Source organism: Candidatus Nitrospira nitrosa, from assembly GCF_001458735.1.
GTDB classification, from domain to species: domain Bacteria; phylum Nitrospirota; class Nitrospiria; order Nitrospirales; family Nitrospiraceae; genus Nitrospira_D; species Nitrospira_D nitrosa.
On record NZ_CZQA01000008.1, the window covers coordinates 394,527 to 420,506 of the forward strand.

General features: G+C 55.2%; 25 protein-coding genes. 11 read left to right on the forward strand and 14 right to left on the reverse strand.

The window, feature by feature from the left end:
- Nucleotides 1-8: 8 nt before the first annotated feature.
- Nucleotides 9-422 (reverse strand): type VII toxin-antitoxin system HepT family RNase toxin, encoded by a 414-nt coding sequence (gene hepT / locus COMA1_RS10635; RefSeq protein ID WP_090748089.1) that lies wholly within the window; start codon nt 420-422, stop codon nt 9-11.
- A complete protein-coding gene (gene mntA / locus COMA1_RS10640; protein ID WP_090748092.1) occupies nt 415-810 on the reverse strand; it encodes a type VII toxin-antitoxin system MntA family adenylyltransferase antitoxin in 396 nt (131 codons plus the stop codon). Before mntA ends, hepT begins: the two co-directional genes overlap by 8 nt.
- 442 nt (nt 811-1,252) lie before the next feature.
- Between mntA and COMA1_RS10645 the strand changes: the two genes are divergently transcribed.
- From COMA1_RS10645 to groL, 3 genes are all read left to right on the forward strand, one after another.
- A complete protein-coding gene (locus COMA1_RS10645) occupies nt 1,253-2,257 on the forward strand; it encodes a sigma-70 family RNA polymerase sigma factor (RefSeq protein WP_090748096.1) in 1,005 nt (334 codons plus the stop codon).
- Between the two features lie 258 nt (nt 2,258-2,515).
- Nucleotides 2,516-2,815: a GroES family chaperonin gene (locus COMA1_RS10650; RefSeq protein WP_090748100.1), complete on the forward strand. Its 300-nt coding sequence runs from the start codon at nt 2,516-2,518 to the stop codon at nt 2,813-2,815.
- 106 nt (nt 2,816-2,921) lie between these two features.
- Complete coding sequence (gene groL / locus COMA1_RS10655) at nt 2,922-4,562, forward strand: chaperonin GroEL (protein WP_090748103.1); 1,641 nt, start codon at nt 2,922-2,924, stop codon at nt 4,560-4,562.
- 283 nt (nt 4,563-4,845) lie between these two features.
- On the opposite strand, the gene COMA1_RS21850 is transcribed toward groL, so the two are convergent.
- Nucleotides 4,846-4,971, reverse strand: a complete 126-nt coding sequence (locus tag COMA1_RS21850) for a hypothetical protein (protein ID WP_281176247.1) — start codon at nt 4,969-4,971, stop codon at nt 4,846-4,848.
- Nucleotides 4,972-5,054: 83 nt separating this feature from the next.
- Nucleotides 5,055-6,794, reverse strand: a complete 1,740-nt coding sequence (locus COMA1_RS10660) for a [protein-PII] uridylyltransferase family protein (RefSeq protein ID WP_090748106.1) — start codon at nt 6,792-6,794, stop codon at nt 5,055-5,057.
- 84 nt (nt 6,795-6,878) lie between these two features.
- Between COMA1_RS10660 and COMA1_RS10665 the strand changes: the two genes are divergently transcribed.
- The 6 genes from COMA1_RS10665 to COMA1_RS10690 all read left to right on the forward strand — a co-directional run bounded on the left by COMA1_RS10665 (nt 6,879) and on the right by COMA1_RS10690 (nt 12,079).
- On the forward strand, nt 6,879-9,158 hold the full coding sequence (locus COMA1_RS10665; protein ID WP_090748109.1) for a [protein-PII] uridylyltransferase family protein: 2,280 nt from the start codon (nt 6,879-6,881) through the stop codon (nt 9,156-9,158).
- A gap of 252 nt (nt 9,159-9,410) precedes the next feature.
- A complete protein-coding gene (locus COMA1_RS20625) occupies nt 9,411-9,842 on the forward strand; it encodes a hypothetical protein (RefSeq protein WP_176697995.1) in 432 nt (143 codons plus the stop codon).
- Nucleotides 9,843-10,008: 166 nt separating this feature from the next.
- On the forward strand, nt 10,009-10,401 hold the full coding sequence (locus COMA1_RS10675) for a hypothetical protein (protein WP_090748114.1): 393 nt from the start codon (nt 10,009-10,011) through the stop codon (nt 10,399-10,401).
- A gap of 40 nt (nt 10,402-10,441) precedes the next feature.
- Nucleotides 10,442-11,014 (forward strand): hypothetical protein, encoded by a 573-nt coding sequence (locus tag COMA1_RS10680; RefSeq protein WP_090748118.1) that lies wholly within the window; start codon nt 10,442-10,444, stop codon nt 11,012-11,014.
- 10 nt (nt 11,015-11,024) lie between these two features.
- Nucleotides 11,025-11,462, forward strand: coding sequence for a hypothetical protein (locus COMA1_RS10685; RefSeq protein WP_090748121.1), 438 nt, complete (start codon nt 11,025-11,027; stop codon nt 11,460-11,462).
- Between the two features lie 5 nt (nt 11,463-11,467).
- Entirely contained in the window at nt 11,468-12,079 is a 612-nt protein-coding gene (locus tag COMA1_RS10690) for a hypothetical protein (RefSeq protein WP_141654303.1), read from the forward strand.
- A 51-nt stretch (nt 12,080-12,130) separates the two neighbouring features.
- Here the strand turns inward: COMA1_RS10690 and COMA1_RS10695 are convergent, their stop codons facing one another.
- Both COMA1_RS10695 and COMA1_RS21595 read right to left on the reverse strand, forming a co-directional pair.
- Complete coding sequence (locus COMA1_RS10695) at nt 12,131-12,988, reverse strand: HDOD domain-containing protein (RefSeq protein WP_090748127.1); 858 nt, start codon at nt 12,986-12,988, stop codon at nt 12,131-12,133.
- 368 nt (nt 12,989-13,356) lie between these two features.
- On the reverse strand, nt 13,357-13,527 hold the full coding sequence (locus tag COMA1_RS21595) for a hypothetical protein (RefSeq protein ID WP_245631054.1): 171 nt from the start codon (nt 13,525-13,527) through the stop codon (nt 13,357-13,359).
- Between COMA1_RS21595 and COMA1_RS10700 the strand changes: the two genes are divergently transcribed.
- Complete coding sequence (locus COMA1_RS10700) at nt 13,462-14,916, forward strand: HDOD domain-containing protein (RefSeq protein ID WP_245631045.1); 1,455 nt, start codon at nt 13,462-13,464, stop codon at nt 14,914-14,916. The genes COMA1_RS21595 and COMA1_RS10700 overlap by 66 nt on opposite strands.
- A 135-nt stretch (nt 14,917-15,051) precedes the next feature.
- Here the strand turns inward: COMA1_RS10700 and COMA1_RS10705 are convergent, their stop codons facing one another.
- The 4 genes from COMA1_RS10705 to COMA1_RS10720 all read right to left on the reverse strand — a co-directional run bounded on the left by COMA1_RS10705 (nt 15,052) and on the right by COMA1_RS10720 (nt 19,985).
- The gene (locus COMA1_RS10705; protein WP_090748133.1) at nt 15,052-15,909 is read right to left on the reverse strand and encodes an HDOD domain-containing protein; all 858 of its coding nucleotides are present in this window, start codon (nt 15,907-15,909) and stop codon (nt 15,052-15,054) included.
- Between the two features lie 318 nt (nt 15,910-16,227).
- Nucleotides 16,228-16,809 (reverse strand): PEP-CTERM sorting domain-containing protein, encoded by a 582-nt coding sequence (locus tag COMA1_RS10710; RefSeq protein WP_090748136.1) that lies wholly within the window; start codon nt 16,807-16,809, stop codon nt 16,228-16,230.
- A 443-nt stretch (nt 16,810-17,252) separates the two neighbouring features.
- Nucleotides 17,253-19,094, reverse strand: coding sequence for an ABC-F family ATP-binding cassette domain-containing protein (locus tag COMA1_RS10715; RefSeq protein ID WP_090748138.1), 1,842 nt, complete (start codon nt 19,092-19,094; stop codon nt 17,253-17,255).
- A gap of 129 nt (nt 19,095-19,223) precedes the next feature.
- The gene (locus tag COMA1_RS10720) at nt 19,224-19,985 is read right to left on the reverse strand and encodes a CBS domain-containing protein (protein WP_090748141.1); all 762 of its coding nucleotides are present in this window, start codon (nt 19,983-19,985) and stop codon (nt 19,224-19,226) included.
- Between the two features lie 170 nt (nt 19,986-20,155).
- Here COMA1_RS10720 and COMA1_RS10725 point away from each other — a divergent pair, with 170 nt between their 5' ends.
- Nucleotides 20,156-20,566 (forward strand): surface-adhesin E family protein, encoded by a 411-nt coding sequence (locus COMA1_RS10725; protein ID WP_141654304.1) that lies wholly within the window; start codon nt 20,156-20,158, stop codon nt 20,564-20,566.
- Nucleotides 20,567-20,613: 47 nt separating this feature from the next.
- On the opposite strand, the gene glnA is transcribed toward COMA1_RS10725, so the two are convergent.
- The 4 genes from glnA to aroB form a co-directional block, all read right to left on the reverse strand.
- Nucleotides 20,614-22,023, reverse strand: coding sequence for a type I glutamate--ammonia ligase (gene glnA, locus COMA1_RS10730; RefSeq protein WP_090748147.1), 1,410 nt, complete (start codon nt 22,021-22,023; stop codon nt 20,614-20,616).
- A 59-nt stretch (nt 22,024-22,082) separates the two neighbouring features.
- Nucleotides 22,083-22,421 (reverse strand): P-II family nitrogen regulator, encoded by a 339-nt coding sequence (locus COMA1_RS10735; RefSeq protein WP_090748150.1) that lies wholly within the window; start codon nt 22,419-22,421, stop codon nt 22,083-22,085.
- Nucleotides 22,422-22,756: 335 nt separating this feature from the next.
- Nucleotides 22,757-24,532, reverse strand: coding sequence for an NAD+ synthase (locus COMA1_RS10740; RefSeq protein WP_090748152.1), 1,776 nt, complete (start codon nt 24,530-24,532; stop codon nt 22,757-22,759).
- Between the two features lie 101 nt (nt 24,533-24,633).
- Entirely contained in the window at nt 24,634-25,746 is a 1,113-nt protein-coding gene (gene aroB / locus COMA1_RS10745; RefSeq protein ID WP_090748155.1) for a 3-dehydroquinate synthase, read from the reverse strand.
- Between the last annotated feature and the right edge of the window lie 234 nt (nt 25,747-25,980).

The following is a 25,980-nucleotide window of genomic DNA, read 5'->3' on the forward strand; positions in this document are numbered from 1 at the left end:
AATGCGGGCTAGGTGCACACTTTCACAATGGTCGATGAGAAGACCCGGAAGTCATCCAACTGCGTGGTAATGATGGAATGGACGACGTCAAGATTAAGGTGGGTATATTCATGAATCGCCACGTTGCGAAAACCGACCATCCGCTGCATGCGAAGTGCGAGGTCGGCGGGGAGCAGCCCCCCGGCTTGCAGGAGAGCATAGGCATCACGGCTGTCTTGAGGCACACCGAGCTTGCGTGTGCTGACCACATACATGGCAAGATCGATGGCTGTTTCACAGGCCCGCTGCAAATTGAGGATGATGGCATCCTGCTTCGTCTGATTCTCGATCAGGTTTTGCTCGTTCCCGGCATATTCGTCTTGAATGCGCCGAAGGCACCGCTCAATGCTGGCAGCCTTGTTGATGACCACATCGTCAGCCATACACCAACCCACGCTTAGTAATCCCCTTCAGAAGCTCCCGCCGTTCTTCATTCAGCCTGGCATAATCGGAGTAGACGTACATTTCGAAGACTCGACGCGCACCCTCGTCTTCCGCGGTGAGGCAGGTACCTGTGGAGAGGATCTGCATCCGCATGACCGTTGAGGCGGAGCGAAGATCGACCAGATCGATGTCCCGATGGAACTGAATCGCCAAGTCCTGGGCCAATTCGAAACGGCACAGTTCCGACACCACCCCTCGTGAAAGGAAGGCCAGATCGATATCACTATCGGGACGAACCGTATCGCGCGTTGTTGAGCCAAACCGATACAACGCAATCAGGTCAGGAAGCGCCTTACGGATATAGGCAACTAATGCTGAGTCGGTCATAGCAATATGCGGGACGGTGATGAACTCAGGCTACTGGTTCGATCCAGCCCTGTCAATCGAAAGGCAGGGACCCGCGATCGGAAGATGCCCCATGCAGAAACCCTCCGTCATGACCTTGGCCCTATTGCGAATGACGGCCAATAGTCGCTTCTCACAATTCCTCAGGTCTCAAACACCCACAACCTCCCCTCTTCAGCGAGACACTCCACCTCATATAGGGGATTCTCTTTGATTCGCGCAAGAGACGCCTGCCCTGTTATAGAGACACTCCACATCATGCACCTGATCTCGGAAATGCAGAGCCGACGCTGCCCCCCGACAAGACGAAAATCTCGTCAGATTCACACCGCATCGACCGCTCCTCAAACCTCAGCCATCCAACCTCCGGCTCTTCCGCAAGATACACTTTGGGCGGCTCATTTCTGCTATAGTCACGCTCGCGATGAGTGACCAGGACCAGGTACAAGACGAGTCGAGCGACACCCTAGAGCCAGAAATCATCGAGCCCCCAGATGACAGGGAGATCGAGGCCGACGCCGCGTCACTGGTATTGGATATCCCTGCCTCCGGGAGCTCCCAGCCCGTCGACAGCACCGCCGTGGTGCCGGTCACCGCACTGCAACAGTACCTCGCGGAAGTCCGCCGTCACCCTTATCTTTCAAAAGAAGAAGAGCTGCAGCTCTTTCAGGAATACCAGACGCACGGCAGCCGGGAAGCAGCGGTCAAACTCATCATGGCGAACCTACGGGTCTCCGTCTCGATTGCCGCCGAGTACCTCCATACCGGCGCCGACCATATGGACCTGATCCAGGAGGGAAACGTCGGCCTGATGCAAGCCATCAAAAAATTCGACCCCTCCAAGAACGTCCGCTTCTATGCGTATGCCGCCTGGTGGTCACGAGCCTATATTCTCCGATACCTCCTGCACACCTTCCGGCTGGTGAAGGTCGGTACGACGCAGGATCAGCGGAAACTGTTCTACAACCTCAAGAAAGAAAAAGCGAAGCTCGAACGAGAAGGCTTCTCACCCGACACGAAATTACTCGCTGATCGCTTGAACGTGCGTGAGCGCGACGTGGTGGAAATGGATCAGCGTCTCGGAAACTGGGAACTGTCGCTCGACCAACCGATCGGAGAGGACCAGGAACACACCCTGCTCGACGTCTTGCCGTCCCACCACGAACCAGCTGACGAACAACTCGCCGATCATCAGTTGAAGACCCTCTTTCGGGCCAAACTCGCGGAGTTCATCCACACACTGGAAGAACGAGACGAAGACATTTTGAGAAATCGCATTTTGTCAGACCATCCCCTGACCTTGGATGACCTCGGCGAGAAGTACGGCATCACAAAGGAACGGACCCGCCAATTGGAGGCACGCATCATCAAACGTCTTCGTGACTTCATGAAGAAAGACATCAAAGATTTCGACCACCTCCGGTCATAATACCCTGGGCCATTCCGCCCTACTCCCCTCGCCCAAATAGACATAGAGTATTGATATCCCGATGAGTTATGATGCGCGCGTATCAGAGGGGAGAGGAGTGCCTGGGCGATAAAAAACCTCGACTCCCCTCTTGACTTGGGTCAACAAAGGGCTATCTCCACACCAGTTGAAAGACTGCTGGGATCGTAAGCGAGTTCAGCTCAATTCCCAAACCGTCAACATCTAACGCGTTCACTTTCATCAGGAGGAGGTTCTGCTATGGGTACCGCTGAGAAGGAAAAGAAGAATATCGCCAAGGGTTTCCAACCCCTGGGCGAGCGAGTGTTTGTCACCTATACCGAAGAATTGGAACGGACTGCCGGCGGAATTTATGTGCCGGATTCGGCAAAAGAGAAGCCGCAACGGGGAGTCGTGCAAGCGGTCGGCAAGAAGGTGGAAAACGTCAAGGTCGGCGATCACGTCTTGTTCGACAAATATTCCGGCAGCAAGCTTCGCATTGAGGATGAAGAGTGCTTGATCCTCAAGGAAGAAGACATCCTTGGGATCTTTACGGCATAAGGCACGCAGTTGTCACAAGCCGGCAAGTCTTACGGTCGTCTCCAATATCATGGCATGATGACGTTTTGACTTTACCAACTCTTAGACTAACAACGGAGGAAAGATAATGGCAAAGCAACTTTTGTACGGCGATACAGCGCGCGCCTCCATCCTGAAAGGGGTGAACCAGCTCGCGGACGCCGTGAAGGCGACCCTTGGCCCGAAGGGCCGCAATGCGATTCTCGACAAGAAGTTCGGCGCTCCGACCATCACCAAGGACGGCGTCACCGTGGCGAAGGAAGTCGAACTCAAGAACCCGTACGAAAATATGGGTGCTCAGCTGGTTCGTGAAGTGGCCAGCAAGACCAGCGACACGGCTGGTGACGGCACCACCACCGCCACTGTGTTGGCCCAAGCCATCTTCCGGGAAGGCGCCAAGAACATCACAGCCGGCGCCAACCCGATGGAAATCAAGCGGGGCATCGACAAGGCCGTCGAGGCCATCACCGCCGAGCTCAAAAAGCTCAGCAAGCCTTGCCAAAACAAGACGGAGATCTCCCAAGTGGGCACCATCTCCGCCAACAACGACAAGACCATCGGCGATCTGATCGCGGAAGCCATGGAAAAGGTCGGCAAGGACGGCGTCATCACGGTCGAAGAAGCCAAGTCCATGACGACCTCGTTGGACGTGGTCGAGGGCATGCAGTTCGATCGCGGCTACATTTCTCCCTACTTCGTCACGAATGCCGAACGGATGGAATGTTCCGTGGAAGAACCGCTCATCCTGATCAATGAAAAGAAGATCAGCAGCATGAAGGATCTCCTCCCGCTGCTCGAGCAGGTCGCCAAGATGGGCAAGCCGCTCGTCATCCTCGCAGAAGAAGTCGAAGGTGAAGCGCTGGCCACCCTCGTGGTCAACAAGTTGCGCGGCACATTGAACGTGGTGGCCGTAAAGGCTCCGGGCTTCGGCGATCGCCGCAAGGCCATGCTGGAGGATATTGCCATCCTCACCGGGGGCCAGGTCATTTCCGAAGACATCGGCATCAAGCTCGAGAACGTCAAGCTGACGGACCTTGGTCGCGCCAAACGCGTCACGATCGACAAGGACAACACCACGATCGTGGAAGGCTACGGCGATGCCAAGAAGATCGAAGGGCGCGTGAAGCAAATCAAGGCCCAGATCGACGAAACTACCTCGGACTACGATCGCGAAAAGCTGCAAGAGCGGCTGGCGAAGATCGTGGGCGGCGTGGCAGTCATCAATGTGGGTGCCGCGACCGAGACCGAGATGAAGGAGAAGAAGGCCCGCGTCGAGGACGCCCTGCACGCCACCAAGGCGGCAGTGGAAGAAGGCATCGTCCCTGGCGGTGGTACGGCTTACCTCCGCTGCATCAAGGCACTTGACGGAATTAAGGATGTCCCGGCGGAGCAGAAGGTCGGACTCGATATCGTCCGGCGTTCACTCGAAGAGCCGCTCCGGCAGATCGCCTCGAATGCCGGTGCAGAAGCCTCGGTCGTCGTCGGCAAGGTTCGGGAAGACAAGAACGCCAACGGTGGCTACAACGCTGCCTCGGACGAATATGTCGACATGATCAAGGCCGGCATCATCGATCCGACCAAGGTATCGCGCTGTGCGTTGCAGAACGCAGCCAGCGTGGCGGGTTTGATGCTCACGACCGAGGTCATGATCACCGAACTCCCAGAAGAGAAGAAGGAACCAGCTATGCCAGGCGGCGGACACAGCCACGGCATGGAAGGGATGTACTAGATTCAGTACTGAGTCCTTAGGACTGAGGGCTGAGATAGTAAGGAACTGATGGCGATGAAGGGCCCGGTGGGAAACCACCGGGCCCTTCGTGTTTTCGTATCCCCTGGAATTCCATGGGGCCGGAGCTGAATGTTCTCATACTATGTGGATCGCTCTGTGCACAAACGCCTTGAACAATTGACCACGAGGAAGGGGAAGGCAGTGACAGACATGGTGAATCAGATATTTAAGAAGAACCTAGAGTGGTGGAGAGCTTGTGGTAGTTTTTTTGCACGGAGGAGATTTATGGCCCGCCAGCCAGCCATTCCTTGATCAGCTGTTGCGCCTCGTTAACTTGAGCAGGTGTCATCCGCTTGGTCAGTTCATCACGAAGCTGCTCCCCCTTCTTTTCGTCCTGCTTTGCTCCCAAGCTGTACCATTTATAGGCCCAGTACATATGAGATGGCAGGATTGCCTATCGATGGACCTTCTAGCCTCTCAGAGGAGCCTCGTCTACTTCGAGCCACTGATGAGACGAAGCGTCGCCTTGAGAACCGGCGAGGACTTTGGTTCTAGAAAAAGCAACTGGAAGGTACGGTGAACCATCGTCGTATGTCGTTGATGGTCGGCATGGAAGGACGCGACGGCTTTTTTACGATCCTCGGCCCTATACCCCATCCGAACCGCGCATTTTTCTAATTCGATATCATCATCCGGCAACGCATGAGTCTGGAGATCGTGAACCATCTGCAATTTGTGCTCAACATCTCGCAGGAATATATAGGCATCGGTCAGTTCATCGCGTTCTCGAATCGAGAGCAGTTTCTTGTTGGCCATTCGCTTGAGGGAACCGAGCGTACTCCGATCCAGCAGCGTTGGCACCTTCCGCCCAGCCAGAACCTGGATGGTCTGCACGAAAAATTCGATCTCCCGAATGCCTCCGATTCCCAACTTCACATTGCGTTGTGTATGGCCACGGTCGGTCATTTTGGCGTCGATCATGTCTTTGACTGCGCGAACGTCCTGCACAATCGCAATCGCTGTGTCTCGATCCAACTTTCCTCCGGTACCGAGCACAAACGGCTTGATCAAGCGGAGGAACGCGAGGCCCACCTCGTGCGAGCCGGCAACCGGCCAGGCTTTGAGCAACGCCAATCGCTCCCAGGCTTGTCCCCTCGCCGCGTAATACCGCTGATATTCCTCCAGGGAGCGGGCTAATTGCCCCACGGAACCCTCGGCCCTCAGGCGGAGATCGACCCGAAAGATGTGTCCTTCACGACTTGGTTCAGCCAATACCCTCGTCAACTCGCGGGCGAGGATCTCAAAGTACTCTTCGTTGGAAATACCGACGCCAGGGGGGGCGGGAGCCCGCCGACCGTTCGGGGCTCTGGTTTCGCCGCCGTGCGCCTCATAGAGGTAGATCAGATCGACATCGGAGCTGTAGTTCAACTCATGTCCCCCGAGCTTGCCCATCCCAATGACGGTGAACCCAGTCTCAACCCATCGCCCTTTTCCGGCCTGATGCATCGGCACACCATATTGTTGGCGCAGATCGGCATCGATGATCTCATACGCGGCATGGATCAGCACACAGGCCAGGTCTGACAATGAGGCGGTCGTCTCCGGCACCGTGGCCCGCTTGAGCAAATCCCGAACGCCGATGCGCAACATTTCCCGCCTTCGAAAACGGCGGAGAGCATCCAGCTTCGTTTCTTTTGCCGCCAGGTGCCCGATGCTTTCTCGAAGGGCCCGCTCAAGTTCTTTCCTCGTCGGCACCCGCGAGAGCACGTCTTCTTCAGCCAACCAGTACACCAACATCGGGTCTCGGATAAGCGTAAAGGCCAACGCATCGCTATTACCGAAAATAGCGCACAGTAGGTCAAGCATGCGCGGCCACGTCCGCAAGTAGTCGAGCAATGACGCACGCGAGACACCTCCGAACAGCCGCTCCCAATGATTGAGGGCCTGGTCCGGATCGGCTGTCCGCGAGATGGCCTCCAACATCATCGGCAGAATCTCAGCCAGCCGATTGCGCTGCAGTGGGTCACCGGCCATCGCCTCGAGATTCTGATCCGCCAGATCAAGATCCCGCAGACCGTAAGCGGATAAGATGGCTCGCACCTGGTCGGCATTCCGCTTGGTAGCCAGCAACACCGGTGTGGGGTCCGGCGCACGCGACGCGGTCGGTGCTCCCGGTACTTGCGCCTCAGGCCATATTCTTGGGATGCCTGCCTTCTCAGACTTTCGTTTCACGTTTCACGGTTCCTGGGTCTAGCGCGGCATTATACTGACAGGTTTCTCTACGCACAATGAACCCATTCAGGTATACTGACGTCCATGCCAACCGGCGCACCAGACCGCATCGCACTTCTCAACACGGTCCGTCCGCTCTGCTCTGATGTACCACCCGATATTCTTCAGGATTTCTTCGCCCGTCTGGATCAAGAATACTTCCAACGGTTCATTCCCCCAACGATTGCCGAACACGTCCGCCTCACGGCCCGACTGACGCCGGAGCACCTGTGCGAAGTGGTATTTGCCGAACAGCCTGACCAGCGGTGCGTGATCACACTCGTCGCCTATGACTACTTCTCTGAATTCGCAATGATTTGCGGATTGCTCTCAGCCTTTGGGTTGAACATTGAAGAAGGCGATATCTATACATTTTCAGAAAAAACTGCTCCCTTATCCGCTCGGACAAGTTGGAGCGAGTACGGATCGCGGGTTCGTCCCAAGGCCACCCCAGGCTTGACCCAGAAGAAGATCGTTGATGTGTTCCGTGTACATCCAGTCCCTGGGGTGGAGTTAGGAGCGGACCAACAACATCAGCTCACTGCGGCACTCTCCTCAGTGATCACCCTGCTGGACAAAGGACACTTTGAGGAGGCACGCTTGACCGTGAACCGTCGCCTCGTGGAACAGCTCGGCAAACGACGAGGCTCTTTCAGTGGCCTGCTTCATCCCGTGCAGATCACCTTCGACAACAGTCAATCACCAGCGGACACGGTTATGGAGATTCGGTCGGACGATACGCCGGCCTTCTTGTACGCCTTTGCCAATGCCCTTGCGATGCGGAATGTGTATATCTCCAAAGCGCAGTTTGATGTTGAAAACGGGAAAATTCATGATCGATTTTATGTCCGCAATCGCCACGGCCAGAAGCTCACCGATGCGACCGATCAGCAGCAGTTACGTCTTACAGCCGTCCTCATCAAGCAGTTTACCCATGCCCTCACCTGGGCTCCGGATCCGACCAAGGCGCTAGAAGCCTTCGACCAATTTCTCGATCTGACGGTCCAGCAGACAAAAGGCAAGGCCCAGCAAGAAGCCTTGGCCTTTTTAAGCGACAAAAAAACCTTTCCGCTGCTTGCCCGCCTGCTCGGCGCCAGCGATTTCCTCTGGGAGGACTTTCTCCGTCGCCAACACAGTAATCTTTTACCTCTGCTGCAAGACTACCGGGATGCTTCCCTCATCACTCCGAGAGCCACGCTGCGCAAGGAACTGGATCGTCTGGTCAACCGTGCCAAAACCGATGCAGATCGGAAAGCCGTGCTGAACAGCTTCAAGGACCGCGAAATGTTTCGTATCGACATGAAGCACATTGTCGAACCGGACACAGCCCTGCCTGATTTCTCCGCTGCCCTCACGCAGCTGGCCGAAACCATCCTGGATCGAAGCTTAAAGGACTGCCAAGCCAAGCTGAACAAATTGTATGGTCCACCGCGACTGGCCAATAAGAAGCCCTGCCCCTTCACCGTCCTCGGCTTGGGAAAATTCGGAGGGAAAGAGCTGGGCTATGCCTCCGACATCGAGGTCTTGTTCGTCTATGGAGATACCGGCCGGACCGGCGGGAAACGCCCCATCGACAACAGCGAATACTTTGAACGGCTTGGATACGAGCTCCTCCAATGGATCGAAGCGAAACAAGAAGGCATCTTCCATGTGGATGTCCGCCTTCGGCCTCACGGTGGAAAAGGCTCGCTCACGAATCCCTTCGATGAAATCGCCAAGTACTATAGTGACGAGGGGCTTGCCGCACCGTTTGAACGCCAGTCGTTGATCAAACTGCGCCATGTCGCCGGTGATCCGGATCTCGGGAAACGGGTGGAAATCCATCGCAACCACTATGTCTATAGCGGCAAAGCATTGGATCCAACGATCGTTCTCGATGCGCGCCGTCAACAGTTGAAGCAGCTCGTGGAACGAGACACCGTGAACTTGAAGCACAGCCAAGGCGGGATCGTTGACATTGAGTACGCCATCCAATACCTCCAGATTAAACACGGACAGCGCCTCCCCATCTTGCGGACCCCCAACACCATGCAGGCCCTCGCAGCGCTTGTCGATTGTGGAATGGTGACCAGACAGGACGGCGAGATGCTGCGCAAGGCCTACTTCTTTATCCGGATGCTCATTGACGGCCTTCGTATGGTCCGTGGTAACGCCAAGGATCGCGTCCTTCCACCTGTCGATTCGGACGAATTTATCTTCTTGGCCCGCCGCGTCGGCTACACAACTGATGACTGGCAAGCCGGCGCACGTCACCTTCACACAGACATTGCGCAGCACATGAACCTCACGAAAGAATTCTTCGAGCGGACATTCGGAAAGGTATAACCCTGTCTACCGGCTGATGCTCACTGAGCATTAGTCCCCAACCCACCACATGTTTCGCCTCTCCTGAGGGAATAGCCCCGGCATGTAGCGAGTACGTGGCTCAGAACGGACTTTGATCTGTATTCCCCCGCCGTCCTCACCAGTTTTTTGCCATCTGACAAGTTTCCCGTTGACCGCTATACTTACAAGAGACAGACCAGCTAGACAATGAAACCTTTCCTCCTGACCATAATCACGCTCTGTGGCGTAGGCTTGTCCACAACTGTATCTGCCGGTTCACTGATTGGAATTGTATCCAGTCCTGAAGTCATGCCCATTGGGAAAGTCCTCGAGAATCCCAGAGCCATCCACATGCAGTTGGTCCAATTGGAAGGCACGGTACGAGACATTGAGAGCCTCAAGCCACACGAACCCTACCAGCCCGGCGATCCATGCTTCGGAGCTTATACCTTCAATTTGAATGACCCTACTGGCACCGTGCGTATCGAGGTTCTGGGACATCGCCTCAACTGCGGCACTGCGATCGGAGAGGAGCGGCCAGAAGTTCACGACGGCGATCGCGTCCGAGTCGAAGTTCGCATCCAGGCGCCAGGCACCTACATCGACCGGATGATATCCCCACTGCCGGTCGAGAAATCCACGCTTCAAGCCATTGCCACCCGAATACGCCGCCTCAAGGAATAAGTCTCCCGATCGCCACACGCAAAACCGTCCAGGCAGGCATTCTACCAATCACTTTCCAGTACGGGCTTTCCCTTTCTTGCCGATTGACAGGCCTCCTCCGGAGCGGTAGCCTATTTACCCAGGTGAATCCGACTGACCCTACAAGCTGTAGAAAGGGATCCCAGCAATGACATCATCATGGCGCGTTCTATCTCTGTGCCTCTGCCTCGTCGCCGCCGGTTGCGGTGGAAACAGGGCTGAGATCAAGGAAGACCGGCTGACCGTTGGTAAGGTACAGGGCGAGATTAAAGTGGGCATGCCTGCCTCCCAGGTTGCGGAACTCTTGGGGAGTCCGAATATCGTGACGACGGACGAGAAGCGACGCGAGGTCTGGATCTATGACAAGGTGTCGACCGATCGCGTGGATACGTCCAGCTCATCCTTTGCGGGCATCATCATTCTCGGCGCGGCATCTCACGACAGCTCCAGTTCACAGCGCCAACGGACGCTCACGATCATTATCAAGTATGACGAAGAGAAGAAAGTTCGCGATTTTGCGTACAACTCCACACAGTTCTAGCACGCGTTGCGGGTCCGGGATTCGGCGAACCCTTGCGACAATGGCCTACCTTGCTCTGTCGAGCTCGTTCATCGGATGTGTGACACATACACAACAGGATGAACTGTTCCAGCTGAATCCGGAGAGCGCAGCCAACCGAGCCATGCAAACCCGTCTCTTCGAGACCAAGGATGCAACGGAGCTACTGTCCGCCTCAGCTGCCGTTCTCCAAGACCTGGGGTTCCAGGTCGAGGAAAGCGTACGCGAAGTTGGATTTTTGCGAGCCACGAAAGAACGAAGCGCTCGGGAGTACGGCCAGGACATCACCCGCTTTGTCATCTTTCTCCTGAGTACGCCGCTGGTGTTGGTCCAACAGCCTCCGATCGTCATGCCCGTCGATCTACATCAAAAAATCGCCGCCACGCTGGTTACCCGACCGGTCAATCCAGAAACCACCCGCCAGGAAGTCAGGGTCCTGTTCTACCGAGTCGTGTGGCAAGGCGGGGGATCATCTGGACAACAGGGCATTCCGCCGGGCGAACAGCGGATGGAAATGCTGCGCGACGCGGTGATGTACCAGGCCTTCTTTGCCAAATTGTCAAAAGCCGTGTTTCTGGAACCATTCGCACTCTGACCTCGAGGTGATGATGAAACTGGAGAACGTGGGAGGAATTCTTGCCGTCGTCGGTCTTGTGCTCTTCCATGGCTGCGCGGCCCCGCAACCCACTCCGGACCTCCTGGCCCCGACTGAAGCACAGATGAAGATTCGGAGCGTACAAACTCGGTCCTTCGATATCACGGATCGTCAAATGGCCATGCGTGGCGTCATGGCGGCGTTGCAGGACTTAGGTTTCATCATCGAGAGAGCCAATGAGCCCTTAGGGCTGGTGACGGCGGCGCGGTTCGCCGAACCAAACTTCTACGATGTCGTCGGCGTGACCGTCACAGTGCGTCAGGAATCCGAAGGGCGCATGCTGATTCGCGCAAACGCGATCTACAATAACAAGCCCATCGAAGATCCTAAGGTGTACCAGAATTTCTTCGCCACGCTGGAACGTTCGCTCTTTGTGACCAAGAATTAATGGACGTGGTCTCTCATCAGAGAAGTGTTGAGAAACACCTCCTACCTCTCCACTGGTTGGGCCGGCTGAACTGCTGGCTCCTCGTCCTCCTCTGCCTGTTGTTGCAGGGATGCCCGACACCCTACGAACTCCGGCATGTCAACCAATGGGACTCACGTGAGCAAATTTGGCGTTCCGAAGAAAGCCAAGTCAAGATTCGCGCCGCACAATCACGTGTGTTTGATACCGCGGATCGGCGCAAGATGCTGGCGAGGATCGTGTCCACGCTGCAGGACTTGGATTTCAAAGTGGAAGTGCTTGATGAAGAACTGGGCCTCGTATCCGGCAAGAAATATGTCGAAAATGAGCAGATTGATGACCTTGATGTGAGCTACCTGTTATATCAACCCGATACATTACTGGTTCTCAACCGTCATGACCGCACATGGGGTCCGTTCACTCACCGCAGTAATCTTGTCCGCTTGACAGTCACCGCTCGCACGCGCAACGCGTCGCAGCTCGTCGTACGAGCCAGCGCTCAATTTTATCTTCGGGCCGTCGAGGACCCTGCGCCCTACCAGCAATTCTTCCGCACGCTGGAGCAAGCCATCTTCCTGGAAGGCCACGCCGTAGAATAGCTCGTGTAGAGTCTCACAACCCCATTCGTTCAACGACACTCCGCCATCGTACTAGGCTGCCATGGTATAGGGTTGGACTATGGCCAGAGTCTCTTGCAGCTGGGTTCGAGCTTCCGTGAGGAGTGCTGGAAGGTTACTCAGCGCAAACCCTGTCGCGGCGATGGCCTGGGGGCTGGCCGGCAGGGCCGAAGGACGCCGAGTAGGATCGAGTTCTTCGTAGTCGGCAACGACACCGGCTAGATGAACAACAGATGCCAGCATAATGAATTCACCGGCATCCTTTGGACTGAGTTGACATCGGACCGCCTGTTCAATTTGTACAGGCAACCCCCAAGATCGGATGAGTTCCGCTCCAACCTCTGCAAAGTCACAGCCGATATTCGACTGCTCCACTTCAGCCAACGACGCCTCTAAATACCCCGCTTCAATGAGCGCCGACTGGGCCCGCTGCGGAACGGTCTGGTACAAGACACAGTGGCCGATATCGCGTAAGAGGCCTGCCAGGTACGATCGTTCATGATTATCAACACCACAGGACTTCGCGATTGTTCGAGCCAGCAGCGCGCAGAAAAGGCTTTTTCTCCAGAACTTGGATAGATCCATCAGATGAACCGGAATTCCTGCGAAGGTTTGCCCGATGGTCGTTGTTGCAACGAAGTCGCTGATAACCTGTTTCCCAAGGAGTCGAACTGCGCCGGTCACGGTGTCGATCTGCCTCAACGGTCCATACGGTGGATTGTTGGCCATACGAAGCAGCCTGACTGCGATGACCGGATCCAACTGAAGCGCCTTGACTTGATCTCCTATGGCTGCGTTCGGATCGTCCACCACATCTCGTACACGACAATACACTTCGGACAAGGTCGAAACCGTGGTGCACGCCTGAACCAATTCACTCGCCAGTGGCATGGTGGAGCCCCTCCTTCTTGCCTGTCGATGCAGACCGGCTCTCCAGCTTCTCTATCGGTTAGCAATGGGCAAAACTATCGTGGAGGCAGGTTACGAGCCTGATGACATTCCGCCGTTACATTGAATTCTAGTCCTGAGGGGCTGAATCGACCATCAGATTGCAGTTCTCTGCACGGGTCGATTCCTACGGGAGCGCCGTGACCAGCACACACTGAGATCGCGGTCGAAGCACTAATGGCGACCGCACGTCTCCTTACAGAGTTCCGTTCGTCACCCTTTCCCAATACCTCCTTCTCAAGCTGGACGGGATTCTCACCGATACACTCTCTAGCCTTTATCGGGGAACCCCTATGCCTTCGGCCACTGACTCAACCCTCATCCAGTCGATCCGCCCTCGGCTTCATCCAAAACTGAGGCCACTGTTCGACGAATCCAGCCGTTGCCTGCCGATCCTCCAATCCACTTGCCAACAAATCCTCAATGACACAAACCAGCAGTCCAGCCTCGATAATCTGGTCCAACTGATCAGCCGGGACCATGGGCTAACCTGCAAAGTCTTGCAAGTGGCCAACAGTATTGCTTACAGCCCGCAGCAGACCATCGTCGCCATTCCCCACGCCGTGAGCTGGCTTGGACTCGATACCGTTCGTACGCTGGTCGCTGCCGCACATCTGGTCGAACAATTGAAACATTGGCCGGCTCGCCAGCAGGAACTCCGAACCTTGATTGCCAAATCCCTTGTCGCCGCCACCTACGCCAGTGAGTTCGGAATGGCTCTCAACTACCCGCAGCCCGGTCAATTATTTACCGCCGCACTCCTGTATTCGATCGGAGACTTAGCCATTGCCTACCAGGATCCAGATTTCTTTGAAGCACTCCAGACGATTTCCAGGAAAGTGAAACACCCGGCCGAGCGTATTTCTCGGGAGACCCAGCTCATCGGTGTCCCTCGGATGACCTTGGCGAGAGCCTTGGTCCGATTGTGGATGCTACCGGACAACCTCGTGGACCTTTTTGACAGTGCCGGAGAATTGCCGGTTGGGCGTTGGCAGAACCTTCCACAGATGTATCGAGGCCTCGTCCTTGGTTCGATCCGGCTCGTCGACGCGCTCACGAATTCCGATTCCTCCACGGCTGTTGAAAATTCGAAACAAACACTCCAGCTCGGAAGCGGGCTATCTGCACGGCGGTTTTCAGATTTGATGAGCCAGGCCATGGACCGAGGTCATCAGCTCACCCGCTCCATGGGGCTGGCGGTCGACTCATTTCACGCCCCACTGGTGACGCCGAGCGGGAAGAACCTCACTGAATCCACGGCTCCCCAGCTATCAACCAAAACACCCCCCCCTGAGAACCCTATACCCGCTCCGCAGAAAGCCTCACGCAACCAGGAGGAGCCATCAGTCCCTATTCGGAACAACCCATTCGAAACACTTCAGGTCTTTCAGACCTCGCTACAGGGTGCGATTGACCTGAACAGCCTCCTTGGAATGTTTATCCAATCGCTGCACCGCGACGCGGGATTAGGCCGTGTCGGGTTGGCCCTTCTCAACCCAAATGATAGTGATCTTCTGGTCGGAAAGTTGGCGCTGGGTGTCACTCCTCTGGCACCGTATCTCTCCTCCCTTTCGGGTTCACTCAGCCGAGAACATCCCTTCTTTCTCTCGATTCTTAAACGTGTCGAGCCACTCCTGGCTCCAAACCTTTCAGACCAGCCGACAGGGTCCCTGAAGCAGGAATTTCGCGATGTTTGGCACCCCACCTCGGCAATTATCGCCCCACTGCGAGTGGGAGTGAGACCCATCGGCCTCGTCTACTGTGACCAGGGACCGGACCGCCCACCCATGCACCCTCAAGACTACCAGGCCTTCCAGTTGTTCTTTGCTCAGACGACATTGGGAATGAATCGCTTAGCCGGCATACTCTAGCCTGAGGCTGAAGCCGAAGCAGAGGGCAGGCGGTCGAACGATGGCAAAGACACGTCGCTACCACCTGACGACTAGGCGACGAACCGCGTGATCGAAGCTGGATTCGGTTCAGTTGTCGGACAGATTTCAGCTCAGCTATGCCGCTACGGCCTGCGGATAAACCAGTGCGAGCGTCTCGTTCAACTGGGTCTGAGCATCCCTCAGCAGTTCCGGTAGATCGGTCAGCACAAAACCTGTTTCCTTCATGGCCTGCGGGTGAAACGGCACTTCGGCAGGTCGCCGCTTCGGATCACGCTCCTCATAGTCAACGACCTCCCCGGCCAAATGCACGATGGACGCATGCTGGACATAGTCCCCGGCCTCGTCCGGGCTCAGTTGATGCCGGATAGCTTGTTCAATCTGTATCGGCATCCCCCAGGATCGGACAAGTTCAGCCCCCACTTCTGCAAAGTCACAGCCAATGTTTGACTGCTCGACCTCGGCGAGGGAGGCATCCAGATAACCTGCTTCAATGAGTGCGGATTGGGCCCGCTCCGGAGCATATTGGTAGAGCACATAATGCCCCAGATCTCTCAGCAGTCCTTCTACAAAGAACCGCTCGCTGTCCTGGATCCCACAGGACTTCGCAATCTTTCCGGCCAGCAGCGCACAGAGCACACTTCGATGCCAAAACTTCGAGACATCCATCAGTTGAATCGGCACTCCGGCAAAGGTCTTACCGACCGTCGTCGCTGTGACGAGGTCGATGATGGCCTGTGTGCCAAGCAGACTGACAGCGCGGGAAATCGTATCGATCTGTTTTGGAAACCCATAGATGGGGCTATTGACGATGCGGAGGAGTCTAGCCGAGATCGCAGGATCCAGCTTCAGGGTCTCCGCGAGGTCCTCCATGGTCGAATTGGTGTCGTCAACCACCTCCCGTACGCGGAAGTAGATCTCCGGCAAAGTGAAAATGGACGTACAGGACTGCACCAGTTCTTGTGCCGATGGCATGGTCGCGACTCCTCACCGTTAAGCGCTTCTCTCCATCCATATGGAGAGGCTCTCACCTTCTCTATCGGTTCAGAGCGGACGGAACTGTAGGGAGGCGGTGAAGGAGAAGAGGCCGACCTCATGGAGGCGCCAGGGGAAAACACAACCAACGCAAAGAATGGACTAGAGAAGGCTCAGTGAATTAGCCTTGAACTGACACTGCGCATTTGCTTTTTCAACCGATAACAAAGAGAGCCAAAAAAATATCGGATAAGAATCGTGATAATCAGGAATTTCGTTAGCGCATAGCCAAAAGGACCTCATACTACGATGCGCTGGTTATGAGGCCCGATATCGACGTGCTGCAAAGGTCATAATTGCTAGTCCAGTCAACAGCAGGAGAGCGGCCGATGGCTCCGGAACAGCACTGACAGTATTCACGTTCGCCACAACCGTTCCGCTATTATCCCCGTTATTGCTATCCCAATAAAAGAGCCTTAACGTCCCGCCAGTCGGAGCCACTCCAGAAAAATTGGTCCCTAACGCGAAGAAGGTGCTCCCCAGTTGCCCAACCAGCGTACCGAATGGTGCACTTAGGCCACCCTGGCTATGAAAACCCCAATTCTGCCCAATAAGCGTACCAGCCGGCTGCCCAGATTCATCTAAGCCGTTCGCAAACAAGTTACCAATCAGCCCATCAGCGTTCGACCAGCGCGGGAGGGCTCCTGCACTCCACAGATCATTGACCCCGGACGTAACTGTGAACGCATCTCCGGCTACCAATACAATACCGGTATTCAGTCCCGTTCCTCCCGATGAACTATTCGCTCGAGCATCAACCGTAAACGGGATGGCATAGGCATGAGTTACAGTGAGCAAACACACGGCAACAATCATTGACAGTCCGATGGTTTTCATCATGCGCTCCATTTCGTAACTTACGTGGCTCAGGCAGAGTAGTTACCCATGGGGTCATTAGGTTGTTATCGCCAACTGAAGCATGATGCATGCCACCGCTTCAGCTTCATAAGTGCTGGAATTAATGAATCGAACTCTTAGAGCCAGAATGAAAGTGTAAAGATATTTTCCATAAAAATGAATGCATTACTGAACATAAATAATGTTTATCGAAATATCAGTATGTTAGGTAACAATAGTAGTGTAAGGTTTCCTGACAGCATCGAGACGGAAAAGTTTACATGGAAGGCCACGTAGACAAAACCACTTCCCCGCAAACTCTACGCAGTGATAGTGCAGTTCAGTGAGCCCATTGAACCAACAATAGCTCTGCCCCAGAGGAATGGGGCTCTACACTCCCTACAAAATGTATGAGGTCGGCAGTGCCTTGGAATTCGACATCTCCTTCAAATGCCTTCACTACGTACGGCTGAAGCCTGGGCACGTTTTTCTTCCAGTTCAGCCCATCTGGCATAGAGCCTTTCAACGTCCGCTTGAGCAGCATGGAGTGCAGTGTATCGCTCTTGTAATTCACTCGAGGACGAGGTAATGGCTGGGTCATTGGCTGCGGCTTGACAGAAAGCCGCTCTTCCTTCCGCCTCCTGAATCGCTGTTTCGATCTGGTCCCATTCCCTTTGCTCCTTGTACGACAATCCTTTTCGCTTAGACCGCCCACCTGATGTGGTGCGCTCCTTTGATCCCTGAGCTGTGGTGTCGTCCGTTTGGTTTCTCCTCTGCCCAGCCTCCCATTGAGCATAGTCGGCAAACCATTCAGCGCGGCCTGTTCCATCCAGTGCCAACAGCCTGGTAGAGATACGGTCCAGCAGCCATCGGTCGTGGGTCACAAGAACAAGTGCCCCGGTAAATTCCAGGAGACTGTCTTCCAACACATCAAGTGTCGGGATATCTAGATCATTTGTCGGTTCGTCGAGGATCAGGAGATCCGCGGGCTGAAGCATAAGCCTGGCAATCAACAGTCTGGCCTGCTCCCCACCGGACAAGCGAGAAACCGGGAGATCCAGCTGCTCTGGGCGGAACAGAAAACGCTTGGCCCACGAAACCAGATGGATGGACCGATCCTGATACACCACCCCATCGCCACCGGCTGGAGCAAGAGCTCGCCGCAATGAAGCTTGTTGGTCCAGCGACTCTCGATGTTGCTCGAAGGTGACGATACGCAACCGATCCGCGCGAGTGATCGCGCCCAGATCGGGGGGCAAGGTGCCTGCCAACAATTTCAGTAGCGTGGACTTCCCGCTCCCATTCGGCCCGAGCAACCCAATCCGCTCACCAGGCCCTAGCTGCAGATCAAGATCACTCACGATCAGTTGCGTACCAAGTGTCTTCCCAAGACCAACTATCTCAATCAGCTTCTTGGAGCGTCGTCCTGAGGCGGTGAAATCGATCCCGGCAGACCCTTTGGATTGCCGCGCCTCGATATCAGTGAGTTCACTGATCATCCGACCCGCTTGGTCGATCCGAGCCTTGGCTTTGGTCGTCCTGGCTTTGGGACCTCGCCGCAGCCATTCCACCTCACGCCGAACTCGATTGGCCAATGAGGCCTGATAGTCGGCCTGCACCTGGAGTGCCGCATCACGTTGCTCTAAGAACTCGCTGTATCGCCCCTTCGCCTCAAAAAGGCCATTGGGATATTGGCGGTTCAACTCCCAGATCCGCGTGGTTACCGCTTCCAAGAATCGCCGGTCGTGACTGATCACGATGAAGGCATGGGGCTCGGCTTTCAGGAGGTCTTCGAGCCAGAGAATACCCTCGACGTCCAGATGGTTGGTCGGCTCGTCCAGGAGCAACACATCCGGCTCCAGCATCAACGATCGTACAATCGCTAGTCGCTTTTTCCACCCGCCGGACAGTGTCGCAACAGGTTGATCAGTGCTGGCAAACCCGCCCAGACCCAGGGCCCTGGCGATGCGTCCACCCTGTTCATGGGGGTCCAGCCCCTCATCGAAAAGCACCTGGGCCAGCGCATCTTCGACGGAGTGCTGTTCGGCAAACGAAGGCTCCTGCGGCACATAGCCGATCCTGAGCTGTCGACGCACAGAACGAGTCCCGCTGTCCGGTTCCTCAACTCCAGCGAGAATTTTGAGCAGCGTTGATTTTCCAGACCCATTCGGCCCAATCAGGCCGACATGATCCCCTTCGCTCAATCCCAGCGACAGGTCGGTGAACAACGGTTTCACCCCATAACTTTTCTCAAGAGACTCACAACTGAGTAGGATGGCAGGCGGCATAGTTAGCGAGAACCCATTTCCATGGCAACAGTGTTAGTCCAGTCCTCGTCCCTTCCCACGGACATGATCCACAACCTTCTTCAACTGACCTAAGCGCTGTAGGATGGTCTGGGCAATTGGATTGGCTGGTTAGGACAGTTTCAACTCTTCAACGGCACGGAGGAGATCGGAAACGGACAGTACGCCGATAATGGTGGCATCAGCCGTCACTGGAAGATGCCGGATCCCCTGCTTCTTCATGAGCACTCTCGCCTCGGATAGGGACTCGTCCTCTTCTATGGTGACGATGGAGCGGCTCATACAAACCGCCACTGTCGTCGTGTTCGGGTCCAGCCCCTTGGCGACCGCCTTCCTCGTCAGATCCGAATCAGTGACAATGCCGATATACCGTGAGCCGTCATCCACGATCAGCGAACCCACTTTGTACTTCTGTAAAAGCTGTCCTGCCTGTTTGATCGTGGCGTCTTTATGGATACTCCGTACATCATGCGACATATAGTCTTCGACAAGCGCCTGGTCGAGTCCCTTGCCTTTCCTCGTCGCCTGCAGACGGCGACGCAGCTCAAGATCCGCCAGACAGCTTTCCAACACTTGCCGACGCTGGTGGAGGCTTTCACGCTCCACATTGTGCGTCCCGCTCTCCTGTGCCTCTTCCGGCAAGAGTGCCGACTCACCGGACTTTGCAAAGAAGTAGGCTTCGGATTCATCCGATGCCGCGCCGAATACCTGTCCGATCAGCGCCTCAGCCGATTCATCAAACTCATCAATGGAAAGCGAGGTCCGCTTGCGTGAAAGGAAGGGCTGGAATTTTACGAGCTGCTGTTTGAACCGTTCGACATACCGGTCGAGAATATCACTCCGGGTCAACCCCGTGCGGACTCGTTTCGGCATCGGCGCCCTCCTTGGTTATGGACGAGAGGATACCCTATGTGAGGACGCTGCTCAAGCGATCCATGATGCAGAGATGAGCCTTCTGCCCTGTTCCATAAATTCCTGCTTGATTTTTCAGACCAAGACCCCGTATGTCCATCCCCTCCATCATTCATTCAACTAGGCGTTCGATGTCAAACCGGATAGCTCCCAGTCCATCTTGCTTTCTGACCATGGCACTGATTATCTGGGCTAGCCCAGTTTTCGCCGGATGGGTGGCGATCGAGAAACAGTACCAACCTGCTGGTCTAGAGACAATCTACTTTGATCCCGAACAGGTTCAGCGAACAGGCATTCGTGTAACCCTATGGCAACTGACGGATCTCAAGTGGAACAACACCACGCGCTTCCTGTCGTTGAAAACGCATAAAGAATTCGACTGTGCAAACTCACGAGTACGAACGCTCCAAGTAATCGAGTTTTCCCGCCAGATGGGCGCCGGCCGGTCACGCTCCGGATATATTGAAAATGGGAACTGGCAGGCAATTGGCACTCAAGGTGCCAACCATGCGCTTTCGAAGGCGGCCTGCGGGAAACCATAACGCGTGGCCGTTCCAAGCTCCCCGCCCATGCCGATGCTCGAGATGTACTAGACGTCGTAATACATGTAAAACTCGTACGGATGCGGACGCAGGCGCAGCGGGTCAATCTCTTTGCTCCGCTTGTAGCCGATCCACGCTTCGACGAGATCTTCCGTAAACACCTCTCCCTTGAGGAGAAACTGGTAGTCCTTTTCCAAACTGTTCATGGCCTCATCCAAGCTCCCAGGCATGGTGGGGATACTGGCTGCTTCCTTCGGATCGAGATCGTACAGGTCCTTTTCCGCTGGCTCACCTGGGTTGATCTTGTTCTGAATCCCATCAAGCCCCGCCATGAGCATCGCCGAAAACGCCAAATACGGATTGCAGGATGGATCTGGAAATCGCACTTCAATTCGCTTCGCCTTGGGACTCGGCGAATACATCGGAATACGGACGCCCGCCGACCGGTTCCGACTGGAGTAGGCCAACAGCACCGGCGCTTCGAATCCCGGAGTAATGCGCTTATAGGAGTTTGTCGTTGGATTCGTAAAGGCCGCCAGAGCCGGCGCGTGCTTCAGAATGCCGCCGATATAATACAGGCAGAGCTGTGAAATCCCAGCATAGTCTTTCCCGGCAAAGAGCGGCTTCCCCTCTTTCCAGATGCTCTGGTGCGTATGCATCCCAGATCCCGCATCGCCGAAGAGCGGTTTAGGCATGAAGGTCACCGTCTTCCCATGACGACGAGCCACATTCTTGACGATATACTTGTACATCATCATCTTGTCTGCCGTGCGCAGGAGCGTATCAAATCGAATGTCGATCTCAGCTTGGCCGCCAGTGGCGGTCTCATGGTGGTGCTTTTCTACCTCAATGCCGATCTTTTCCATCTCCAGAACCATTTCGCTGCGAATATCTTGCTGGGTATCGGCCGGCGCCACGGGGAAATACCCTTGCTTATGCCGAAGCTTTCCCCCGAAATTGATTCCCTCTTGTCCCATGTTCCAAGCGCCTTCTTCCGAATCTAGGTAATAGAAGCCGCTGTGGCTCGTCTGATCATAGCGCGCATGATCGAAAATAAAGAACTCTGCTTCAGGCCCCCAGAACGAGTTGTCACCAATCTTGGTGCTTTGGAGATACCGCTCCGCCTTCTGCGCGATAAACCGTGGATCTCGTTCGTAATTTTCACGAGAAATCGGATCCACGACATTGCCGGTCAAGCTGAGCGTGGGTACTGCGGTAAACGGATCCAAGAAAGCCGTCGCCGGATCAGGGACCACCAACAAATCGCTATTGTTAATCGCCTTCCAGCCACGAATCGACGATCCGTCCAGGCCGGAGCCGTCCTTGAACAAGGTTTCCGTCAGTTCGCTCACAGGGATGGTCATATGCTGCCACACACCCGGCAGGTCGATGAATTTCAAGTCCACCATCTGCACCCTGTGCTTCTTCGCGAACTCCAAGACCTCACGCACGTTCATTGCCGTCCTCCTTTGGAGATCTTCGGTGATGACTGTTCACCACTCAAGTCTCGTTCCCCTCACAGCGCCATCTCTCCTGTTTCGCCAGTTCGAATCCGCACCACATCGCTCAGTTCCCGCACGAAAATTTTGCCGTCCCCAATACTACCGGTCTTGGCCGTCGTCATGATGGCCTCGATGACTCGAGGAACTTGGGTATCCTTGACAGCGACCTCGATCTTGACCTTTGGGACAAACTCAATCGTATATTCTTGCCCACGGTAGGTTTCCTTGTGTCCCTTCTGACGCCCAAACCCCTTGACCTCCGAAACGGTCATACCCTGAATCCCGATCTCTAAAAGTGCATCCTTGATCTCTTCCAACTTGAACGGCTTGACGATCGCCTCAACCAGCTTCATGTCAGCCCCCTCCTTCACCCGTCCAGCTCAAATCCATCAAGGCACTGAAAGGAGCACCCTAGGAACACTCTCCGGCGAGCCGGGAGACCTGGGATCTTGACAGACTACTCCCCTCCTCATTCCTTCTGTCATCATTACTTTGGGGCGAGTATCATAGCCTATCCACAGCTGTCGCTCAATGTAGAAATCATAAAAAGGCCGTCCAATCGCTTGAAGCTCTCCCTGCCTGGTCCCGAATCGCTTTGCAGCGATAGCGCGACTTCACATCGAGCAAAAAGCACCCACCCACATGAGCGGTAACCATGCACAAGCCACTGAAAACAGGAAGAGAACCACTATAACCTCCGATATCCGTTGGTAATGGGCATCCGTCGATCCTTACCGAGCGCGCGAGGGGTAATTTTGGCGCCAATGGGTGCCTGATGACGCTTGAACTCGCTGCGATCGACCATCGTCACGACGCGAGCGACCGTGGCAGGATCAAATCCGGCTTTGATGATTTCGTCCGGAGAGCGATCCTCTTCAACGTATGCTTGAAGAATAAGATCGAGGACGGAGTAAGGGGGTAACGAATCTTCATCTTTTTGATCTGGTCGTAACTCGGCACTCGGAGGCCGGTCCAGCGTCCGCTGCGGGATCACAGGTGAGGAGCCGAGGCCATTCCGAAATGTTGCCAGCGCATAGACCATCGTCTTCGGCACATCCTTAATGACGGCAAAACCGCCGGCCATATCACCATAGAGCGTGGCATACCCAACACTTAACTCACTCTTGTTTCCAGTCGTCAGTACCAGATCCCCAAATTTGTTTGACATAGCCATGAGCATAGTCCCGCGAATACGTGCCTGTAGGTTTTCCTCAGTCGTATCGACCGGCCGATCGCCAAACGTCGAGGTCAGTGCGCGGCGGTAGGATTCAAACGTAGGGGTAATTGAAATCACGCTCAAGTCGATGCCCAGATGTCGTACAAGCTCTACCACATCCGCCTCACTTTCCCGTGATGTATAGGGAGAGGGTAGAAAGACCCCCCGTACTCGATCCGCTCCGATCGCATCCACCGCGACCACTGCCGTTAACGCTGAATCAACCCCACCACTCAACCCAAGCGTCACCCGCGCAAAGCCATTCTTCTTCACATAATCCTTCACCGCGAGAACCAAGGCCCGATAGATCGCTTCGACTTCCTCAACCGGTTCAGTCACGACCGATGTGATCGGAGGCCGCGTCTTCTGCACAGTCGGCATTTTCACCGAATAGCGATCGAAATCGGCACCGAGGGTCTCGGCTACCCGGGCCTTCCGCCTCTGTGTCCGAGCCTGACGCCCAGGCGGAACCGCACCCACGCTTACGTCTGCCACCACTAATTCTTCTTGGAACGCAGCACCGCGAGCCAACACTCCACCGGCTCTGTCAATGATCACGCTGCCCCCATCGAACACCAACTCATCCTGACCACCGACCATGTTTGTATACGTGACAATCACACTATTTTCTCGCGCGCGAGCTGCCAAGAACTGCTCTCTCGAGCGGTTTTTGCCACGATGAAAGGGCGAGGCATTGATGTTGACGATGACTTCCGCCCCCCCCTCAGCTTGCCTGCGGATGAGCCCGTTTGAACGCTCAAGATCTTCACAGAGAGTCAGCCCGATCAGCGCCCCATGGACACGGAGTAACGGGAGTCGTTGTCCTGGCTGGAAGTATCGACTTTCGTCGAAGATCCCTTGGTTCACCAGAGACTGTTTGTGATAGCTCCCAAGCAACCTACGATCAGCAATCAACGCTGCAGCATTATAGAGCACAGGACCACCTGCTCCGCTGCTCGATGACCTTGAATTGCGCTTCACATCTTGCCCCACATAGCCCACGATGGCCACCAGCCCACGACAGGCCGGAATGATCTCTTGCAAGGCCCGTCTATTCTCGCTCACAAACCATGGTTTTAGTAGAAGATCTTCCGGGTGACATCCCGTAATCGCCAGTTCAGGAAATACCACAAGGTCGGCCTTGACTTTCTTTGCCTCACGGACCCAACTCAGGATCCGACGAACATTTCCGTTGAGATCTCCAACCGTCGGATTCATCTGCGCCATGGCAATTCGTAAGGTCTTCATTACACTCCAAGTCAACCGACACTGGTGGGGGAACACTTCGCTGACAGAGAAACGGTGCAATCCCGCCGCGGTCAGGATGTCATTCGGTCAGGCCATTACGACTAAGCAGATACGTTGATCGAAGCGGCTCGTGACTCCGCCACCCACCGATCAAACACGTCTTTGCCTAGCGGAGCCATGCAAACCTCTCCAATGCGTAGGGGCCACACGCCAATCACCTGTCCGTCCGACACCTTTTTGTCGTGAAGCATGGCCTTCCAAATCTTCGTCGACGTCGCATGAGGCATACGGTCGCTCAGCCCTGCCTCGGTCACCATACGCCGAATGGCGTCGACAACCTCACGGGCACATACACCTTGGAAACATGCGAGATCAGCCTCCTGCACCAATCCGATGCCGACGGCTTCCCCATGCACAAGTGATGTGTACCCACCCAAGGCCTCAAGCGCATGTCCGATTGTATGGCCATAGTTGAGAATTCTTCGCCGGTCGGATTCTCGCTCATCCGCCGCCACGACCTCGGCCTTGATCTCACAGGATCGTCTCACCACACTGGCCACAACCTGGGGAACCTGTTTTTGCAATGCAGGCATCTTTCGTTCAAGGTACGTAAAAAACGATTCATCTGCGATGATCCCATACTTAATCACCTCGGCCAGACCGGCGACCCACTGGCGTCTGGGCAATGTACGCAGGGTCAGCGGATCAATCCAAACTGCACGCGGCTGATAGAACGACCCGATCAGGTTTTTCCCTAGTTGATGATCGACCCCGGTCTTTCCTCCGACGCTGGAATCCACTTGCGCCACGAGCGTCGTTGGCACTTGGATATATGGAATCCCGCGTTGGTAGATCGAGGCGGCAAACCCAGTCAAATCTCCGACCACTCCACCTCCCAAGGCCAAAAGATGCGATGAGCGCTCAAACCGGTGTCGGGCCAACACATTGAGAATGTGTTCAACCGTTTGTAACGTCTTGGACCGTTCCCCAGGCGCAAGGATAATCGAGACTGGTTCAAGCCCAGCCCGCTTCGCGGTCTCAACAGTCTTCTTCAGATAGTGCTGCGCAACATGCCGATCCGTGACAATTCCGACCTTCCCCTTCAGTCCGCAGCGCTTGATTTCCCTTCCGAGCTTCTCCAGAAGCCCGGCTTGTATGGCAATCTCGTAGCTCCGATCAGCCAGTGACACCGTAACAGTTGAGCCGACAGTCATATGGCAACCTCACTAATCATCATGCCGAAGAATGTCATCATGCTTTTCACCCCAATACGCTGCGCGATCTGTCGAATGCGGAGGCATGGTAGCACAGCATCGGAGAACTAAAAAGACAGGTACATTCTGTCACGAGTGCCTACCGATCGGGATGAAACGTCCCGATGTCGTTCTATGAAAGTAAAGGCCTGCCGATGCGGGAACGCATCCGGCAGGCCTTTGCTGATCACGGAT

Coding starts and splice junctions, on each gene's coding strand:
- hepT (WP_090748089.1), bottom strand. CDS start 422: ATGGCTGACGATGTGGTCATCAACAAGGCTGCCAGCATTGAGCGGTGC.
- mntA (WP_090748092.1), bottom strand. CDS start 810: ATGACCGACTCAGCATTAGTTGCCTATATCCGTAAGGCGCTTCCTGAC.
- COMA1_RS10645 (WP_090748096.1), top strand. CDS start 1,253: ATGAGTGACCAGGACCAGGTACAAGACGAGTCGAGCGACACCCTAGAG.
- COMA1_RS10650 (WP_090748100.1), top strand. CDS start 2,516: ATGGGTACCGCTGAGAAGGAAAAGAAGAATATCGCCAAGGGTTTCCAA.
- groL (WP_090748103.1), top strand. CDS start 2,922: ATGGCAAAGCAACTTTTGTACGGCGATACAGCGCGCGCCTCCATCCTG.
- COMA1_RS10665 (WP_090748109.1), top strand. CDS start 6,879: ATGCCAACCGGCGCACCAGACCGCATCGCACTTCTCAACACGGTCCGT.
- COMA1_RS10675 (WP_090748114.1), top strand. CDS start 10,009: ATGACATCATCATGGCGCGTTCTATCTCTGTGCCTCTGCCTCGTCGCC.
- COMA1_RS10680 (WP_090748118.1), top strand. CDS start 10,442: ATGGCCTACCTTGCTCTGTCGAGCTCGTTCATCGGATGTGTGACACAT.
- COMA1_RS10685 (WP_090748121.1), top strand. CDS start 11,025: ATGATGAAACTGGAGAACGTGGGAGGAATTCTTGCCGTCGTCGGTCTT.
- COMA1_RS10695 (WP_090748127.1), bottom strand. CDS start 12,988: ATGCCACTGGCGAGTGAATTGGTTCAGGCGTGCACCACGGTTTCGACC.
- COMA1_RS21595 (WP_245631054.1), bottom strand. CDS start 13,527: ATGGTCCCGGCTGATCAGTTGGACCAGATTATCGAGGCTGGACTGCTG.
- COMA1_RS10705 (WP_090748133.1), bottom strand. CDS start 15,909: ATGCCATCGGCACAAGAACTGGTGCAGTCCTGTACGTCCATTTTCACT.
- COMA1_RS10710 (WP_090748136.1), bottom strand. CDS start 16,809: ATGATGAAAACCATCGGACTGTCAATGATTGTTGCCGTGTGTTTGCTC.
- COMA1_RS10715 (WP_090748138.1), bottom strand. CDS start 19,094: ATGCCGCCTGCCATCCTACTCAGTTGTGAGTCTCTTGAGAAAAGTTAT.
- COMA1_RS10720 (WP_090748141.1), bottom strand. CDS start 19,985: ATGCCGAAACGAGTCCGCACGGGGTTGACCCGGAGTGATATTCTCGAC.
- COMA1_RS10725 (WP_141654304.1), top strand. CDS start 20,156: ATGTCAAACCGGATAGCTCCCAGTCCATCTTGCTTTCTGACCATGGCA.
- glnA (WP_090748147.1), bottom strand. CDS start 22,023: ATGAACGTGCGTGAGGTCTTGGAGTTCGCGAAGAAGCACAGGGTGCAG.
- COMA1_RS10735 (WP_090748150.1), bottom strand. CDS start 22,421: ATGAAGCTGGTTGAGGCGATCGTCAAGCCGTTCAAGTTGGAAGAGATC.
- COMA1_RS10740 (WP_090748152.1), bottom strand. CDS start 24,532: ATGAAGACCTTACGAATTGCCATGGCGCAGATGAATCCGACGGTTGGA.
- aroB (WP_090748155.1), bottom strand. CDS start 25,746: ATGACTGTCGGCTCAACTGTTACGGTGTCACTGGCTGATCGGAGCTAC.